The sequence below is a fragment of the Cryobacterium algoricola genome (assembly GCF_004402485.1).
GTDB classification, from domain to species: domain Bacteria; phylum Actinomycetota; class Actinomycetes; order Actinomycetales; family Microbacteriaceae; genus Cryobacterium; species Cryobacterium algoricola.
In genome coordinates, this window is record NZ_SOFG01000004.1 from 774,241 (window position 1) to 791,209 (window position 16,969).

The window sequence follows — 16,969 nt, forward strand, 5'->3', positions numbered from 1 at the left end:
TCCACGGGTTCGGGCAGGCCCTAGGCTGGAGCGGTGCAATTCTCCCTGTGGCTGGCCCTCGTCGGTGCGGGAGCACTGATCAGCTTCACGCCCGGTGCGGGCGCGATCAACACCATGAGCAACGCGCTGAATTCCGGGTTCCGCCGCTCGATCTGGGGCATCCTCGGCCAGCAGGCTGCACTGGTGGTGCACATCACGATCGTTGCCCTCGGCGTGGGGCTGCTCGTCGCCAATTCGCCCGTCGCCTTCAACATCATCCGGTACGCGGGCGCCGCCTACCTCGTGTATCTCGGCATCCGGCAGTTCCTCGCCAAGCCGAGCCTGGACGCCGAGAGCGCCCAGGCGCTCCGCGACGAGCCCCGCTGGTCGATGTTCCGTCGCGGCCTCTGGGTCAACCTGCTGAATCCGAAGGCGATCGTCTTCTTCCTGGCGTTCCTTCCCCAGTTCATCCGGCTCGATCGTCCCGTGCTTCCGCAGTACCTGATCGCCGCGGCCACGGTGATCGTCATCGACGTGCTCGTGATGTGGCTCTTCTTCGCGGGAACGGCCCGGTCATTCCAGCGCTTCACGAGGGATGCGCGTGGCCAGCGGGTACTGAACCGCATCTTCGGTGTTCTCTTCGTCGGCGTCGGCATTCTGCTCGCCACGATCCACTGACCGACGACCTGTGGCGTGCCAGGTCTCGCCGTCGCGTGAGCCGGAATTACCTCCGCTTGAACGAGCTCGGCCGTCTTAAGTTCCTGATAGCGTCGCATTATGAAACTGTCTTGGGGGGCGGCTCTGACTGCCGCGGTTGCTGTTCTCGCCTTGTCGGGGTGCTCGTCTGCGGTTCCCGCCCCCTCGCCGACTCATGCCGCGAGCTCGACGCCCGTAAGCTCGCCCACACCCGCTTCCCTGGCGGATTCACCCCTGACGTGTTCCGATCTGGTGTCATTGATCGATGCGGAAACGGCGCTCGCGTCGCCATCAGCGCCGGCCGACTACTCGACGTTGCTGTCATATCCGAGCCCATACGATTTCGCGTCGACCATGGCGGGCGGGATTCGGTGCGCGTGGGTGGCAGATGGTTCACGGGGAACCGGTTCGAAGGCCATCGGCCAGCCCGGAGTGCCCTGGCTGGACGTCCAGGTCCTGCCCGGCGCGGCATCCGACTGGACGTCGTACACCTTTGGCGATGGCCCCGGCACGACAGCACCGATGGCTTTCGCTGGGTTCGACGGCGCGCATTCCTGCGGCGACCCGGGATGCAAGGCAACGGCACCGATCGGTTCTGCCTGGGTGAGCATCATGATGCATTGGGCCGGGTCGAACACTGGCGACCCCCTGACCGGAACCACCGAGGGCGAGGTCTTTGCCAAGCTGGCTCCAGCAGCCTCCGCGCTGTTCGCCACCGTGCAGAAGGCCACGACAGCGCAGCTCGACTGGCCCGCAACACCCGCTCGCACTCCCAGCCCCGAAGTCGAGCCTTGTTCCAGCTTCCTCAAGGCACCCGCCCTCGCTCATGCCCTGGGCGTGCCGAGTATCGGCGCCTATGCGAGCGATGCTCCGCTGCCGAACGAGATCGTTTCGCTCGAGAGCACGGCGCTCCGCCACGCGGGAATTGTGCGCTGCACCGCGGGAACAGACGGTTCCGCACGAGCGGACTTCGTCCTCCTCACCAACAACGCGGCCATCGTCGATCGGATCGCTGCGGGCCTGGCACCCGACAGCGGGGAACACGCCACTCAGCTCCCGAACCAGACGGGCACCGAGACATCCGTCTCCAACTGTTCCTCCGACCGGACCGCGTGCGATCTGTGGTTCACGCTGGGCGCTGAAGCCATCTATGTGTCCTCGGTCTCAAGCGACTCGAAGGCGGTCGCCACGGCCATCATCGACCAGGCACGCTAGGCGTTCGGTTAGCCCACTTGCTCTCAGATCTACGCGGGTGGCGTACACCACGCTGCAGGTCGCAGTCCGAATTCATAGCCCCGGTCAACAGACCATGGTCGGTATTGCTTGCGTCGTCATCGGGCCAACGACGACCTTGTACTGCCACGCTTCGGCCGTGCACAGGGTCGTCGCTTGGGACAGATTCAATAGAACCGCTTCGTTCTCGAGAGAAATTTGACGTGCATTCGACTCGCGCACGGTTCCACAGCGGGACGTTTGGACAGATCCTCGCCATTGAACCCCGCGTCGCTCCTCTGAGCGACCATCTAGTTGCCTGTGCTGCAGGTCTACTCGGCAGCGGTTTGCCCTGGCACATTCGCGGCGGGAGCACTGCGCCGGCCGGCGTGGGCGTGAGAACGGACCCCGGTGTCGCGCTGACTATCGGGTGAGCCGGATGGTCAGGAACACACTGTTGGGGTCGAGGGTGTACCCGGCGAATGGCGGGCATTCGATGAAACCACTGCGCAGGTAGAGCCGACGGGCCGGAGCGAAGTAGTCCTGTGTTCCCGTCTCCAGGCTGAGGCGCCCGATGCCCCGGTGTCGTGCGTCGTCGAGGATGTGCCCAAGGATGGCCGCGGCCACCCCGCGGCCGCGCGCCTCCTGCGTTGTGCGCATGGACTTGAGCTCGGCATGGTCGGTGGTCAGTCCCTTCACAGCACCACAGCCGACGAGTGTGCTGCCCTCCCGAGCGGTCCAGAAGCGGATCCCGGGTGCCGACAGGGCTTCCAGATCGAGGGCGTGCACGCTCTCGGCCGGCGAGGTCAGAAACATGTCCGCCAGGTGTTCGTCGAGCAGCCGGCGGACATCGGGTCGTGCGGGATCGTCTCGCTCGATGGTGAACGCAGAGTCATTCTCCGGCCTGGCACGGGACAGGGGCGGGATCCTCGGGTCGGTCATCCACCGAGAATACCGGGCCCGGGCATTCCGTTCTGGTCAGTTTCGCGAGTTCGCGCCCGCCGCCCACGCTTCGACAGGGGCGACCGTCTAGTTGCCCTTGCTGCAGGTTTGCTCGGCAGCGGTTTGCCCGGTGACTCCGGCGGGCAGCACCGCACCGGTCGATGACGGTGTTTGCGCGGGTCCCGAAGAAGCTGCTGGGGCTGACGCCGAGGGCGAGGGGCTCGCCGGTGCCGTTGGGGCAGGTACCGGTGTGGCGGATGCGTCGAGGACGGCCCCCCGACCTGGCAGGCCGCTGAGGACGATGGGCTGATCGGCGACGAGCGCGGCATTCACGAGCGTGGCCTCGGCGGATTGTGTGATCACTCGGTTCTCGTCCTGCGGGTCCGGGATGGTCGGGTACTGCAGGAAGACCATGTTCGCCAGGCCCGTGTCCTTGAGCGCAAGGGCGATCTGCACGAGGGTCGTCGGATTCGTGAGCGTGTCGGACAGGACCATGTTGCTCGTGGCTGCTTTCGCGAGGGAATACAGTGTGACCGGGTTTCCCAGCACCCCGCCGCTCTCGACCTTGCGCGCCAGGGCGGCCATGAACACCTGCTGATTGCTGATCCGCCCCAGGTCGCTGCCGTCGCCGATCCCTTTCCGGCTCCGCAGGAATGAGAGGGCCTCGTCGCCGACAATGGTTTGTTGACCGGCCGCCAGGTGCAGGGGCGGGTTGGTGTTGAGATCGGTGATCGGCGACGCGATGCAGACCGTGACGCCGCCGACGGCGTTGGACATCGCCGTGACGCCCGTGAAGCTGATCTGCGCGGCGAAGGGAATCCGGAGCCCGGTGAGCTTCTCGATCGTCGAGACAACGCACGAGAGCCCGCCGCGCGCGAGGGTCGTGTTCATCATCACCCGGCTCGACGCGGCGACCGTCGACCCGTCCGCTTGCTGGCACGCCGGAACGGGGACCATCAGGTCTCTGGGGAAGCTGATCACGCTCACGCTCTGGTGGTCCTCGGCGATGTGCAGCAGCATCGTGACGTCATTGCTACCGGCGCCGGAACTTGCCTCCAGCTCCTCACTCGTGGCGTAGACGCCTCCCTGACCCGTTCGAGTATCCGTGCCGGTCAGGAGCAGGCTGACCCCGCCCGTGATTGCGGCCACATCCGCAGCGGGAGCCGTTGTGCTTCCCGGCGTGTCCGCGTCGTGGGCGAGATGGATTCCCGGTTTCACGCTGCGGGCGACATCCCAGGCAGCAAACGCCACGACCGCGCCTGTGCTGACCGTCAGCACCACGACCGAGATCGCAAGGAATTTCCCGAGGGAGCGCACGGGGCCGCGGTGGGCGAGGCGGCCATGCCGGACCGGTACGCCGGTGCCACGCTCGCGCGTCCGCAACGATCCGTTGTTCGTCATGCAGTGCCTACCGTTCCCCCACCTGGAATGACCGCCATCGAAGGCAGTGTGCATCGTGAGTGAGTCTAGTGAGGCTGCTGGGATTTCCCGGATTCGACCGGTCCTACAGAAGGAACTCACAGAATTCCCGGTCAAATATGGTTTCTTCCGTAGACGCTCCTCGATTGCCCCCCGACGTGATGGTGCGCTGGATTCCCTCGTCGAAGCGGGCCGGGCGAGCGAGCAACCAGCCGGCGCTCGCTATGACGACGGGTAGCCCGATGGTCAGGATCGCCAGCTGCGCCCACCCCGATGTTCCTGTCGTGCTCGCAGGCGCCTGTTCATATCGGGCCAGGAGGTCAGCAACACCGACCGGGACAGCTCTACCGCCCCACAGCATTCAGTTTCTGAACTGCTGCCCAATCGAGCGGATGCCCGAAAGGATAGGAGTCGTCGCGACCGGCGATCGGATTCGTGTCGCCGGTGAACGTACCGAGGCGGCCGAAGACAACCGAGGTCACGTCAGAGTGCTGTGCGGCGTCCAGCACAGCGACGACCGTCGCCATCCGCTCCGGGTCAAGAAGCTCGTGCGCGACATCAGCGATCCGCGCCCAGCAGTGCTTCTTCCGCGGTTCCCTGCGACGTCTGGCCGACAATCCGCCCATCCTGCAGGTGGACGACTCGATCCGCCCACGCCGCGTGCCGGGCGTCATGGGTGACCAGGACCGCACCCGCCCCCGCCCCCGCATCGACCCGGCGCCGCAGGATCCGGAGCACCAGTTCTCCGGTCTGGCTGTCCAAGGCTCCGGTCGGCTCATCCGCAAGAATCAACCTGCGTGTGCCGACGACGGCTCGCGCAATCGCGACGCGCTGCTGCTGGCCCCCGGAAAGATCGTCAGGGAAGCGGTGCGCCCGGTCGGACAATTCGACCGAGGCGAGTGCGTCCATGCCCGCCCGTCGGGAGTCCCGGGCGCGCCAACCGTCTAGCTCGAGGGGAAGTGTCACGTTCTCGAGTGCCGTGAGCGCGGGAATCAGGTTGAAATCCTGAAACACGAAGCCCAGGGTGCGACGTCGGACCACCGCGAGCTGCTTCGCACTCAGCTCGCTGATCCACTGGCCGTCGATGACCACCTCGCCTGAGGTGGGTTTGGTCAGACCACCGGCGACGGTGAGCAGCGTCGACTTGCCTGACCCCGACGCGCCCATGACAGCCACCATCTCGCCGGCCGCAATGGTCAAGTCGATGCCGGCCAGCGCGCTCACCGCGGTCTCGCCTCGCCCATACTGGCGGGAAACACCGGTGAGGCGCAGCAGCTCCTGGCTCATCGGGCCACCGACTCGTTCGTCGACGTCGGCTCGCTTCGCGCCGGGCGCCCGCGTCGCGGCAGCTCGGGCTGTATCCCTGTGGCCGAGAGCCCCTCGGCCCGCGCTCGTGTCAGGCGAGAGCGTGAATGGTCGAGCCAACGGATCTCGGCCTCCGCCTGGAAGATCATCGAGTCGACGACCAGAAGCCAGGCGAGTTCATCCGTTGACCCTGGGTCGCCGCCGCTGTTCTTGGCCCGAGTCAGGTCCTGCAGGGTCGACATCGTCGACATCCGCTGCAGCCGAACGATCTCATCGATGTCGACACCGGGCAGGGTCACCGCGATCGCGAGCTTGATCGCGAGTTCGTCACGAGTGGTCTCCGCACGCAGAACGGGTGAGCGCAGCCACGAGGCGACCTCATCGTGGCCGGAGGCCGATATCGAATAGAACACGTGACCTTCGGCGTCGGTCTCGCCCTTGACGACAAGGCCGTCGCGCTCCAGCCGGTCGAGCGTGTTGTAGATCTGCCCGACATTGAGCGGCCAGGTCGCGCCGGTGCGTCGCTCGAACTCGGCGCGCAGCCGATACCCGTAGCTCGAGCCCTGATCGAGAATGGCGAGAATGCTCTGACGTACCGACACGTAGACCCCGCAATGTTCGACCGAATAATACATGTCGAGTATATACACACCCGGCATGCATCAATGCACGATCATAATGGCGCGCATCGGGCCCTTCGACGGCTCGACAGAGCGCAAGCCGCGACCGCGACTGCGCTCCAAGTCCGGACGAGGGCGATCAGGTCCAGCGAGGAATCGCCCTGGGACAGTTCAGGGCGCCGCTCCCGTGGGGCTGGGCGTGGCCCACGATCATCGGTCCCGGGCAAGAAAAAAGCCCCCGGAACCTTACGGTTCCGGGGGCATCTGTTGCGGGGGCAGGATTTGAACCTACGACCTCTGGGTTATGAGCCCAGCGAGCTACCGAACTGCTCCACCCCGCGCTACAAGAAGTAGCTTATCACAGCCTTGAGGCCCAGTCGAACCACGCGGCGCCGTGCATGCTGCGCGGGTTCTGTGCCGGCTCAGGTGCGTTCTGCCTCACGCACAGACGGCCGGCTCCCGGAAGGGAGTCGGCCGTCTGTGCAGCGGGTGCGTGCCCGCGGTTGGTGCTGCCGCCTGCTACTGGCCCAGGAGGGCGAGCATGCTCGCGATGGTGTCGGAGAGCTTCTTGTCCGCCACACCGTATGCCGCGAAGTCACCAGCAGTGAGTGCCGCCTGCTTGTCCGCGATGGCCTGCTTGGCGACGGCCAGGAGCGCCTGCAGCTGGGCATCCGTTGCCGGGTTCCCCGTCGTCGTGGACGGCGTCGTGGTGCCCCCGGTTGTCGGCGTCGTCGTTCCGGTCGTCGGCACCGCGGTGTCGCCGGCCTGCGCGCCCGAGCTGCCGCCGAAGAGCACGTCGAGCGCCTTGTTCAGGGTGTCCTCGAAGGCGATCTGGTCTCCGAAGGCCACGAGGACCTTCTGGAGCAGCGGGTAGCTGGTCTCACCCGTGGACTGCACGTACACCGGCTGCACGTAGAGGAGACCGCCGCCGACGGGCAGCGTGAGCAGGTTGCCGTTCAGCACCTTGGACTGGCCCTGCTTGAGCAGGTTGAGCTGGGTGGAGACCGTCGGGTCGGCGTTGAACTTCGCCTGCACCTGGCCGGGGCCGGGCACGGTATTGGCCTTGGGCAGGGTGAGCAGGCGGAGCTTTCCGTACTCCGCCGATCTGACTCCGTCGGTGGAGCCGGCATCCGAGTCGACGGCGAGATACCCGGTGAGCACGTTGCGGCTCGTGGTGCCCGTCGCGTCAGGGATGAATGTCGAGTACAGCGTGAACGCCGGCTTCTCCGAGCCGGGTACCTGCATGGTGAGGTAGTACGGCGGCTGGAGGGTCGTGTTGTTCGTCGGCGACACCGGGTCGTTCGGCGTGGTCCAGGCGTCGTCGTGCGAGTAGAACGAGCCCGGTTCGGTCACGTGATATTGGCTGAGGATGTGACGCTGCACCTTGAACAGGTCGGCCGGGTACCGGACGTGGCTCATCAGCTGCCCGCTCATCTCGCTCATCGGCTTGACGGTCGTCGGGAAGATCTTCTGCCAGGTCTTCAGGATCGGGTCGGTGGTGTCCCAGGCGTACAGGGTGACCGTGCCGTCGTAGGCGTCGACCGTTGCCTTGACCGAGTTGCGCATGTAGTTGATCTTGTCGAGCGCGAACGGCTGGGCCGGTGTCTCGGTGTCCGTGATGGCATCGCTGAGGCCGACGGGCGTGGAGTACGGGTAGTCGGCGCTCGTCGTGTAGCCGTCGACGATCCACTTGACCCGGCCGTCGACGACGGACGGGTATGCGGAGGAGTCGAGGGTCAGGTACGGGGCGACCTTCTGCACGCGCGTGACGGGGTCGCGGTCGTAGAGTATCTGCGACTGATCGTTGACGTCGTTGGCGAGGAAGATCTGCTCGGACTGGAACTTGAGCGCGTAGATGAGCTTGTTGAAGGCGTTGTCGAGCTTCGGGCCACCGTTGCCTGTGAACGTCGTGTACGTCTGCTGGGCGCCGTCGGTGCCGGACGGATAGTCGAGCTCGACGGGCTTGGTGTCTGCCGCTGCTCCGACGATCGAGTAGGGCGGCGAGTTCTCGCCGAAATAGATTCGCGGCTCGTAGGTTCCGAGCGATCCGCTGGTCGGGATGCCGGACTCGAGGAACACGGGCTGGCCGTCTGCCGAGCGCTGGTTGCCGTATGCCGCGACGACGCCGTACCCGTGGGTGTAGACGATCGTGGAGTTGACCCAGGTGTTGCCGGCGTTGAGTCCGGACAGCTTGAGGTCACGGACGGAGACGACGGTGTCCTGGGACTTGCCGTCGATCGTGTACCGGTCAACGTCGAGGTTCTTCGGGAACTGGTAGTACTGCTTGAACTGTTCCAGCTGCGAGAATGCATCGCTCACGAGGGCAGGGTCGAGGATCCGGATGTTGGCGGTCGTCGTCGCATCCGCTCGGAGTGCCCCGGGCTCTGCCGTAGTGGTTGCGTTGTACGGCACCTCCGTGACGTTGGAGAGGTCGTAGGCGTTCCGGGTGAGGTCGATGTTGCGCTGGATGTATTCGGCCTCGAGGGACTTGGCGCTCGGGTCGACCTGGAAGCGCTGTACGACCCACGGGTAGAGGGAGCCGAGCAGCAGGCTCGTGACGATGAGGAGCGCCGTGCCGATCACGGGCAGGCGCCAGCGGCCGATGATGGCCGTGACGAGGAACAGGATCGCGACCACGGCAGCGATGCCGGCGAGGATGGCGCGGCCCGGGATAGTGGCGTGGGTGTCGGTGTAGCCGGCACCCGTGATGAGGTCGTTCGTGGTGGTGAGCGTCGAGTACTGATCGAGCCAGATGCTGAGGGCCTGCAGGACCAGGTAGAGGCTCGCGGTGACGGCGATCTGGACGCGTGCGGCCTTGGACACGAGGATCTCGCGGCCGCTGACCCGAATCGAACCGTAGAGGTAGGTGGTCGCGATCGCGACGATCGCCGAGATGAGCACGACTGCGGAGGCGAAGCCCAGGAACGCCTGGAAGAAGGGCAGGTCGAAGAGGTAGAACGACACGTCGAGGTGGAACTGCGGGTCCGTGGTGCCGGTGTCGGTGCGGTTCAGCCACATCAGCACGACCTGCCAGCGGGTGGCGGCGGCGACGCCGGCGAAGAGGCCGAGCAGCGCGGGGATGCCGTACATCGCGAGGCGACGGAGCGGCTCGATGACCTGCTGGTAGCGATCGAGCTGCGAGTTGAGCTTCGCGTAGACGGGACGCATCCGGTAGGCGATCTGGATGCTGACGAAGACCGGGATCGCCATGGCGAGGAAGCCGACGAAGAAGAGGGCGGCTCCTGCCGCCCACTGGGTGGTCAGCACGCTCAGGAAGCCGAGCTGGTTGAACCAGAGCACGTCGGCGTAGAGGCCGGCGAACACGAAGAACAGAATCACCAGCCCCGCGATGATGGCGGCCGTAATGGCGAGGGGGGCACGACTCCTGCGAGGAGCGTTTCCGGTGGATTGTGACGTCACGAATGGGCCTCTTGGTCTGTAAATCGGCGGTCAGGCCTCATTCTAGACAGGGGTTCTGGGAGCATGCCTGCCAGCAGACCCCAAGCCGGCTCCGAGTTCCCTGCAAGGCGGCTGGGGTATCCCCCTTATTGCACGGGACAGTGCGGGAGTGCGCTCGTGTCCGCGCCTGTTTTGATCGCATTCAGTGCGGTCAGCGCCTGGTCGAGGGTCGTAACCGAGAAGACCGTGAGACCGTCGGGGACGTGGCCGGTCACCTCGTCGCAGTCGTCGGCGGGGGCGAGGAACCAGTCCGCTCCTGCGCTCCGGGCGCCGGCGAGCTTCTGGCGGATGCCGCCGATCGGGCCGACCGTCCCGGCCTGGTCGATCGTTCCGGTGCCTGCGACATTCTCGCCACCCTGGAGAAGCCCGGGGGTGAGCTTGTCGATGATGCCGAGTGCGAACATCATGCCGGCGCTCGGACCGCCGACCCGGTCGAGCTGGATGGTGACCGTGAACGGGAACTGGTACTCGGTCTTGACGTTGATCCCGATGATCGCGGAACCGTTCGAATCGACGGGGGTGACTGTGAGGTCCTGCGCGACGCCGCCGCGCACGATGCCGACGGTTGCGGGGACTCCCGCGCCGTTCGCCGTGAGCGCGGCGCGGAGGGAGGTGATGTCGGCGATGGCGGCGCCGTTGACGGTGGCGATCTGGTCGTCCGCCTGGAGGACGCCCGTTGCCGGCGAACCGTCGGGCAGCGAGACCACGGACACGATCGTCGGGTAGCTGTAGCCGAGGTTGGTCAGGGCGGCGGCGATCGCATCCTGCTGGGAGTTGACCATCTGCGCGGTGTTCTCCTCATCGCGCTGCTGTGTCGTGGTGTTCGAGGGGAACGCCGCCTCGATCGGGATGACGGCCTCGCTGGAGTCCAGCCAGGCGCCGGCGACCTTGAGCCAGCTCGGACGGTTGTCCGGGTTGCCGACGAGGGACACCGTGAGCATGTCGAGCGTTCCGTCGGTCGGGAAGGTCTCCGCTCCGTCGATGGTGATCAGCGGCCGGTCCGCACCGTCCTCTGCGATGGTGGAGCCGATGGTGTTGTACACCGGGCCGGGCTTCTCGATCACGTACGGCGCCGGGGTGACACCGAGAACGATGCCGCAGGCGAGGGCGATGCTGAGCACGATCCAGCCGGCCTTGGCCGCGCGCCGGGAGCGGGGAGAGCGCTTCTCCCAGGTGGTACCGGAGTCGAGTGGCGTCGGGTCGTCGGTGAAGAGGGCCACCGGGCTCCTTCCAGGTTGTGCCGGGCGTTCGCGGCAAGCGGACACCAGACCTCTCAGCGTAGGTCATTTCCCAGTTCGGGCCGGGCGTCTCGGACTAGCGTAGAAGCAAGCGACTGAGAGGTGCCTGAAGTGCCCGACGACTCCCGACCCGACGAGGGTCCCAACCCGGAAGACGAATTCCGGGAAATGTTGCGCGACATCCTGTCGGGCAAGTCCTCCATCGATCCGAGCCAGCTCGCCGGAGCGGCCGGCCTGCCGGCAGACCCGGCGAGTATCAATGCTCTGATGCAGCAGTTGCAGGGCGCCCTCCGGGGCAACGGTGACGGCGGCATCAGCTGGGATGCGGCCCTCACGCAGGGTCAGACCAAGGCCGCTGAGGCCCAGGTCGCCGTGACTCCCGCCGAGCACGCCGCCCTCGACCAGGCGTTCCACATTGCGGCGCTCTGGCTCGACGAGGTGACCGGCATCGCCGAGCTCACGGTCGTGCCCCGCCTCCTCACCCGCAAGGAATGGGTCACAGAATCCATGCCGGTCTGGACCCAGTTGGCCGAGCCGGTGGCGAACAGCATCTCCGACTCCCTGACCAAGGTGCTCACCGACCAGGCCCCCGAAGAGCTCAAGGGCATGATGGCCGGCGCGAGCAAGATGATGCGCAGCATCGGCGGCACCCTGTTCGCCATGCAGCTCGGCCAGGTCGTCGGCCAGCTCGCGAGCGAGGTCGTCTCCGGCGGCGACGTCGGCATCCCGCTCCTGACCGACCAGCAGGCCGCCCTCGTGCCGCAGAACGTCGCCGCGTTCGGCGAGGACCTCGACGTGCCGATCGACCAGGTGCAGATCTACCTCGCCGTTCGTGAACTCGCCCACGCCCGCCTGTTCCGGCACTCGCGCTGGCTGCGCCTGCGGCTAATCAGTTCGATCACCGACTTCGCCCACGACATCAGCATCGACTCCGGGCGTCTCGAAGAACTCGCCGAGGGGTTCGACCCGTCCAACCCCGAGGAACTGCGGCAGGCGATCCTGAACGGCTCGCTGATCCCGCCGAAGTCGGAGACGCAGCTCGCCGCCCTCGCGAGGCTCGAGACGATGCTCGCCCTCGTCGAGGGCTGGGTCGACGTCGTGACCGTCGAAGCCACGAGCCGGCTCCCCCGCGCCGACGCGATCAACGAGACGGTCAAGCGCCGTCGCGCCTCAGGCGGCCCGGCGGAGTCCGCGTTCTCGACCCTCGTCGGGCTCGAACTGCGCCCGCGCCGGTTGCGCGAGGCCGCCGCGATGTGGCAGGCCGTGACGGATGCCGTCGGCAATGACGGTCGTGACGCACTGTGGGCGCACCCGGACCTTCTGCCCACGTCAGCGGACCTCGACGACCCGAAGGCGCTCGTCGCCCGGCTGACGAGCACGGCCGCGAGCGTCGCGGCCGGCACGGAGCCCGAACTCGACGAGGTCGACCAGGCCCTCGAGGATCTGCTGCGCGAGGACGGACCAGACCGCCCCCACGAGGAGTAGCCTCCTCCCGGGCTAGAGCAGGCCCTTGGTGTGCCAGACGGTCTTCGTCTCCGTGAAGGCGAGGATCCGGGCGAGGGACGGCGCCGCGGCATCCGCCCCGGATTCCGGCTGGAGCACCCGGGTGAGGGTCTCGGCGGCATCGATCTCGAGGTGCACCCAGTCCACGTCGCCGGCGCCGAGGAGGTCGATCGCGTTGACGTCGGCGTGGCTCGCGAGCCACGGCGCCATCTCGGCGGGCGACCCGGTGAGGATATTGACGACGCCGCCGGGAACGTCGCTCGTGGCGAGTACCTCGCCGAGGGTGATCGCCGACAGCGGCCTGGTCTCGTCGGCGACGACGACGACCGTGTTGCCCGAGACGAGGGCTGGGGCGACGGCGCTCACGAGACCGAGCAGCGAGCCGCCGGACTGCGGCGCGATGATCGCGACGACACCCGTCGGCTCCGGCACGGAGAGGTTGAAGTAGGGCCCGGAAACCGGGTTGGCGTTGCCCGCGACCTGCAGGTACTTGTCCGCCCAGCCGGCGTACCAGACCCAGCGGTCGATGGCCTCGTCGACCTGCCTGCCCGCGGCCGGCGCGGGCACACCCTCCGACTGCATGATCTCGTGGGCGAACTGGGTACGACGGCCCTCGAGCAGCTCGGCGATGCGGTAGAGCACCTGGCCGCGGTTGTACGGGGTGGCGCGCGACCAGCCCCCGAAGGCGGAGCGGGCGGCGACGACGGCATCCCGGGCATCCTTGCGGGATGCCTGCGCCGCGTTCGCGAGGAAGTCGCCACCCGGCGTCGTCACGGCATAGACGCGACCGGATTCGCTGCGCGGGAACGTGCCGCCGATGTAGAGCTTGTAGGTCTTGGGGACGGCGAGGCGGGTCACTTGGCGGCCTTCTTTCGTGCGGCGGGCGACTTCACGGGATGACCGGATTCCACGGTCACGGCATGGCGGGCGGCGGCGACTGCGGCGCTGCCCGCCGGCCGGAGGTAGGCGGCGAGGCCGTGACGGCCGCCCTCGCGGCCATAACCAGACTCCTTGTAGCCGCCGAAGGGACTCGCGGGGTCGAACCGGTTGAAGGTGTTGGCCCAGATCACCCCGGCACGGAGCCGGTCGGCGACGGCGAGCACCCGGCTGCCCTTGTCGCTCCAGATCCCGGCGGAGAGACCGTACGGCGTGTTGTTCGCCTTCGCGATCGCCTCCTCGGGGGTGCGGAACGTCAGCACGGACAGCACGGGGCCGAAGACCTCGTCGCGGGCAATGCGATGGCTCGTCGACACGTTGGTGAAGATGGTCGGGCGGAACCAGAACCCGTTCTCCGGCAGTTCGCAGTCGGGGCTCCAGCGTTCGGCGCCCTCCTCCTCGCCGATGGCGGAGAGTTCGGTGATGCGTTTCAGCTGGTCGGCGCTGTTGATCGCGCCGATGTCGGTGTTCTTGTCGAGCGGATCGCCGAGGCGCAGCGTCGAGAGTCGGCGCTTGAGCCGGTCGACGACCTCGTCGTGGATGCTCTCCTGGACGAGCAGCCGGCTGCCCGCGCAGCAGACGTGGCCCTGGTTGAAGAAGATCCCGTTCACGATGCCCTCGATGGCCTGGTCGATCGGGGCGTCGTCGAAGACGATGTTCGCCGCCTTGCCGCCGAGCTCGAGGATGATCTTCTTGTCGGTCCCTGCGACGGCGCGGGCGATGGCCCGCCCGGCCCCTGTCGAACCGGTGAAGGCGACGAGGTCCACGTCGGCGTGCCCGACGAGTGCCTGCCCGGTCTCGCGGCCGCCCGTGACGATGTTCACCACGCCGGCGGGCAGTTCGGCCTGCTGCAGGATCTCCGCGAAGAGCAGCGCGGTGAGCGAGGTCGTCTCGGCCGGTTTGAGGACAACGGTGTTGCCTGAGGCGAGGGCGGGAGCGATCTTCCACGCGAGCATCAGCAGCGGGAAGTTCCACGGGATGACCTGGGCGGCGACGCCGCGCGCCGCGGGGTCGACCCCGAGTCCGGCGTGGTCGAGCTTGTCGGCCCAGCCGGCGTAGTAGAAGAACCAGGCGGCGACGAGGGGGATGTCGACGTCACGGCTCTCGGTGATCGGCTTGCCGTTGTCGAGCGTCTCGGCGACGGCGAGCTCGCGGGCGCGCTCCTGCACGAGGCGCGCGATCCGGAACAGGTACTTGCCGCGGTCACTGCCCGAGAGGGTGGACCAGCGGCGCTCGTAGGCGCGACGGGCGGCGGTGACCGCGGTGTCGACATCCGCCGCGTTCGCGTGTGCGATCAGCGCGAGCTGCTTCTCGGTCGCGGGGTTGATGGTCGGGAAGGGCTCACCACGGCCGGCGACGAACTCGCCGTCGATGAAGAGTCCGTATTCGGGGCGGAGGTGCAGGAGCGCCTGGGACTCCGGCGCGGGGGCGTAGTCGAGAAAGCTCATGGGGGTTTCCTTCAGTCGATCGTCACGTAGTCGGGGCCGGAGTAGTGCCCGCCCTGCATCTTCTGCCGTTGCATCAGCACGTCGTTGAGGAGGCTCGAGGCGCCGAAGCGGAACAGGCCCGGCGTCAGCCATTCGTCGCCGACGGTCTCCGCGACGGCGACGAGGTACTTGATGGCGTCCTTCGAGGTGCGGATGCCGCCGGCAGGCTTCACGCCGACCTTCGCCCCGGTGAGGCGGTGCCAGTCGCGTACGACCTCGATCATCGAGAGCGTCACGGGCAGGGTCGCCGCCGGCTGCATCTTCCCGGTCGAGGTCTTGATGAAGTCGCCTCCGGCGAGGATGGCGAGCCAGGAGGCCCGGCGCACGTTGTCGTAGGTGCCCAGCTCACCGGTCTCGAGGATCACCTTGAGGTGGGCGACGCTGCCGTCCGCGCGGCGGCAGGCGTCCTTGACGGCGACGATCTCGTCGTAGACCTGGCCGAAACGTCCGGAGAGGAATGCGCCGCGGTCGATGACCATGTCGATCTCGTCGGCGCCGGCCGCGACCGCGTCGGCCACGTCGGCGAGCTTCACGGCGAGGGAGGCGCGGCCGCTCGGGAACGCGGTGGCAACGGAGGCGACGGAGACACCCTGGTCGCGGCCGGCGGCGTGTGCGGAGCCGAGCGCCTCGACGGCATACGGGACCATGTCCCCGTAGACGCAGACCGCGGCGACGCGAGGACAGCCCGGGTCGACGGGGTCCGGCGTGAGCGCCTTGCCGACGAGGGAACGGACCTTGCCTGGCGTGTCGGCTCCCTCGAGGGTCGTGAGGTCGATCAGGCCGATGATCGTGTCGATCGCCCGTTTCTTCGAACTCGTCTTGATCGAACGGGTGCCGAGGGCGGCGGCGCGCTGTTCGAGCCCGACCGCGTCGATCCCGGGGATCCCGTGCAGGTAGCGACGGAGGTTCGCGTCCGTGGCCTCGCCGCCGATGAGGGCGAGGGCGCGGGACCTCGTCGAGGCCTGGGTCGCTACCACTGGGGTGCTTGTCATGACATCTCCTCGCAGGGGGGTGTGGTGGGAGTCAGGGTGCTTCGCCCAGGACGGCCAGGGCGGTGTCCTCGTCGGTGACGAGCACGGTGCACAAGCCGCTGAAGACGATGGCGCGGGCGACGGCGTGCTTGGTGCTGCCGGCGATCACGGCAATCGCGGTCGGGGCCCTCCGCAGCTGCTCGAGCCGGATGCCGATGGTCCGCTCGTCGAGTTCGAGGTCGACGATGTGGCCGTCCGCGTTGATGTACCGGCCGACGATGTCGCCGACGGCGCCCTTGCGCACGAGTTCGGCGACCTGGTCGGCGGTGAGGTAGCCGCTGTCGACGAGCGCCGAATTCTCGTCGGCCTGGCCGGCGCTGAACAGGTAGGCGGATGCCGCGCTGCCCAGGTCGAGGACCGTCGCGACGGCGCGGTCGGACTCGATCGCGAGCTTGGTTTCGACGAGCTCGAGGATCGCGGGACTCGGCAGCAGGGTCGCCGAGCCGAGCGCCTTCTGCGCGATCGTGACCGCCGTCGCGGCGGCCGTGCCGGTACGCCGGTTGAGGCTGACACCGCCGTTGATCTGCACGACGTTGACTCCGCGCGCCCAGCCGGGCTTCAGACCCTGGGCCACCTCATGCAGGGTGCGGCCCCAGCTGATGCCGAGGGTCGAAGGCACCGGGCGGAGCGCCGTGAGGTAGTCGGCAGCGGCCTGGGCCGCCCTCGATTGCAGTTCCTCGTCGGTCGAGACTCCGGCGGCGGAGACGACGACGGCATCGCTCAGCCCGGTGTGTTCCCGCAGCCGGCGCTCGACGATGAGGCGGCGGGCCCGCGGGTGCACGATCTCGATCCGGATGAAGCCGCTGGCCTTGGCCTGCGCGAGGAGCCGACCGACCTTCCAGCGGGTGAGCCGGAGCACGGCGCCGATCTCGTCCTGGGTCTTGTTCTCTTCGTAGTACAGCTCGGCGGCGCGAATGGACAGCAGTTCGTCTGTATCGATCACGCGGTCCTCCGTTGGCTCCCCATCCAGCGTAGGACGCGCAGACGCAGGCCTCAACTGTTGTGGGAAAACTTGCTCACATGAGCACACGCATCATTGCGTCTCGCGGCGCGCGGCACGTCTCGCGGCGCGCGGTATGTCTCGCGGCGCGCGGCACGTCTCGCGGCGCGCGGTACGTCTCGCGGCGCGCGCCGGACGGGGC

General features: G+C 67.5%; 14 protein-coding genes and 1 tRNA gene. 3 read left to right on the forward strand and 12 right to left on the reverse strand.

The window, feature by feature from the left end:
* Positions 1-33 precede the first annotated feature (33 nt).
* Together E3O44_RS04050 and E3O44_RS04055 are read left to right on the forward strand one after the other, a co-directional pair.
* Positions 34-657: a LysE family transporter gene (locus E3O44_RS04050; RefSeq protein ID WP_134532704.1), complete on the forward strand. Its 624-nt coding sequence runs from the start codon at positions 34-36 to the stop codon at positions 655-657.
* A 399-nt stretch (positions 658-1,056) separates the two neighbouring features.
* Entirely contained in the window at positions 1,057-1,890 is an 834-nt protein-coding gene (locus tag E3O44_RS04055; RefSeq protein ID WP_134532706.1) for a hypothetical protein, read from the forward strand.
* Between the two features lie 420 nt (positions 1,891-2,310).
* On the opposite strand, the gene E3O44_RS04060 is transcribed toward E3O44_RS04055, so the two are convergent.
* The 8 genes from E3O44_RS04060 to E3O44_RS04095 all read right to left on the reverse strand — a co-directional run bounded on the left by E3O44_RS04060 (position 2,311) and on the right by E3O44_RS04095 (position 10,852).
* Positions 2,311-2,829, reverse strand: a complete 519-nt coding sequence (locus E3O44_RS04060) for a GNAT family N-acetyltransferase (RefSeq protein WP_134532708.1) — start codon at positions 2,827-2,829, stop codon at positions 2,311-2,313.
* An 87-nt stretch (positions 2,830-2,916) separates the two neighbouring features.
* A complete protein-coding gene (locus tag E3O44_RS04065) occupies positions 2,917-4,230 on the reverse strand; it encodes an LCP family protein (protein WP_134532710.1) in 1,314 nt (437 codons plus the stop codon).
* 362 nt (positions 4,231-4,592) lie between these two features.
* Entirely contained in the window at positions 4,593-4,775 is a 183-nt protein-coding gene (locus tag E3O44_RS04070) for a hypothetical protein (protein ID WP_134532712.1), read from the reverse strand.
* A 31-nt stretch (positions 4,776-4,806) separates the two neighbouring features.
* Positions 4,807-5,535, reverse strand: a complete 729-nt coding sequence (locus E3O44_RS04075; RefSeq protein ID WP_134532714.1) for an ABC transporter ATP-binding protein — start codon at positions 5,533-5,535, stop codon at positions 4,807-4,809.
* Entirely contained in the window at positions 5,532-6,188 is a 657-nt protein-coding gene (locus tag E3O44_RS04080) for a PadR family transcriptional regulator (RefSeq protein WP_338144722.1), read from the reverse strand. Before E3O44_RS04080 ends, E3O44_RS04075 begins: the two co-directional genes overlap by 4 nt.
* 252 nt (positions 6,189-6,440) lie before the next feature.
* Positions 6,441-6,514: transfer RNA gene (locus tag E3O44_RS04085), tRNA-Met, on the reverse strand.
* Between the two features lie 178 nt (positions 6,515-6,692).
* The gene (locus E3O44_RS04090; protein ID WP_174775021.1) at positions 6,693-9,593 is read right to left on the reverse strand and encodes a UPF0182 family membrane protein; all 2,901 of its coding nucleotides are present in this window, start codon (positions 9,591-9,593) and stop codon (positions 6,693-6,695) included.
* 125 nt (positions 9,594-9,718) lie between these two features.
* Complete coding sequence (locus tag E3O44_RS04095; protein ID WP_134532716.1) at positions 9,719-10,852, reverse strand: YlbL family protein; 1,134 nt, start codon at positions 10,850-10,852, stop codon at positions 9,719-9,721.
* A 129-nt stretch (positions 10,853-10,981) separates the two neighbouring features.
* On the opposite strand from E3O44_RS04095, the gene E3O44_RS04100 reads away from it, so the two are divergent.
* Complete coding sequence (locus E3O44_RS04100; RefSeq protein WP_420897906.1) at positions 10,982-12,355, forward strand: zinc-dependent metalloprotease; 1,374 nt, start codon at positions 10,982-10,984, stop codon at positions 12,353-12,355.
* A gap of 12 nt (positions 12,356-12,367) precedes the next feature.
* Here E3O44_RS04100 and E3O44_RS04105 read toward each other — a convergent pair whose 3' ends face one another.
* Genes E3O44_RS04105 through E3O44_RS04120 form a run of 4 tightly spaced genes read right to left on the reverse strand, consistent with a single transcriptional unit; the run spans position 12,368 to position 16,770 of the window.
* Positions 12,368-13,231 (reverse strand): aldehyde dehydrogenase family protein, encoded by an 864-nt coding sequence (locus E3O44_RS04105; protein WP_134532718.1) that lies wholly within the window; start codon positions 13,229-13,231, stop codon positions 12,368-12,370.
* The gene (locus tag E3O44_RS04110; protein WP_134532719.1) at positions 13,228-14,757 is read right to left on the reverse strand and encodes an aldehyde dehydrogenase family protein; all 1,530 of its coding nucleotides are present in this window, start codon (positions 14,755-14,757) and stop codon (positions 13,228-13,230) included. The genes E3O44_RS04105 and E3O44_RS04110 overlap by 4 nt, the downstream gene beginning before the upstream one ends.
* Positions 14,758-14,768: 11 nt before the next feature.
* Positions 14,769-15,788, reverse strand: coding sequence for a deoxyribose-phosphate aldolase (gene deoC / locus E3O44_RS04115; RefSeq protein WP_134532721.1), 1,020 nt, complete (start codon positions 15,786-15,788; stop codon positions 14,769-14,771).
* 31 nt (positions 15,789-15,819) lie between these two features.
* Positions 15,820-16,770, reverse strand: a complete 951-nt coding sequence (locus tag E3O44_RS04120; protein ID WP_134532723.1) for a sugar-binding transcriptional regulator — start codon at positions 16,768-16,770, stop codon at positions 15,820-15,822.
* Positions 16,771-16,969: the final 199 nt, after the last annotated feature.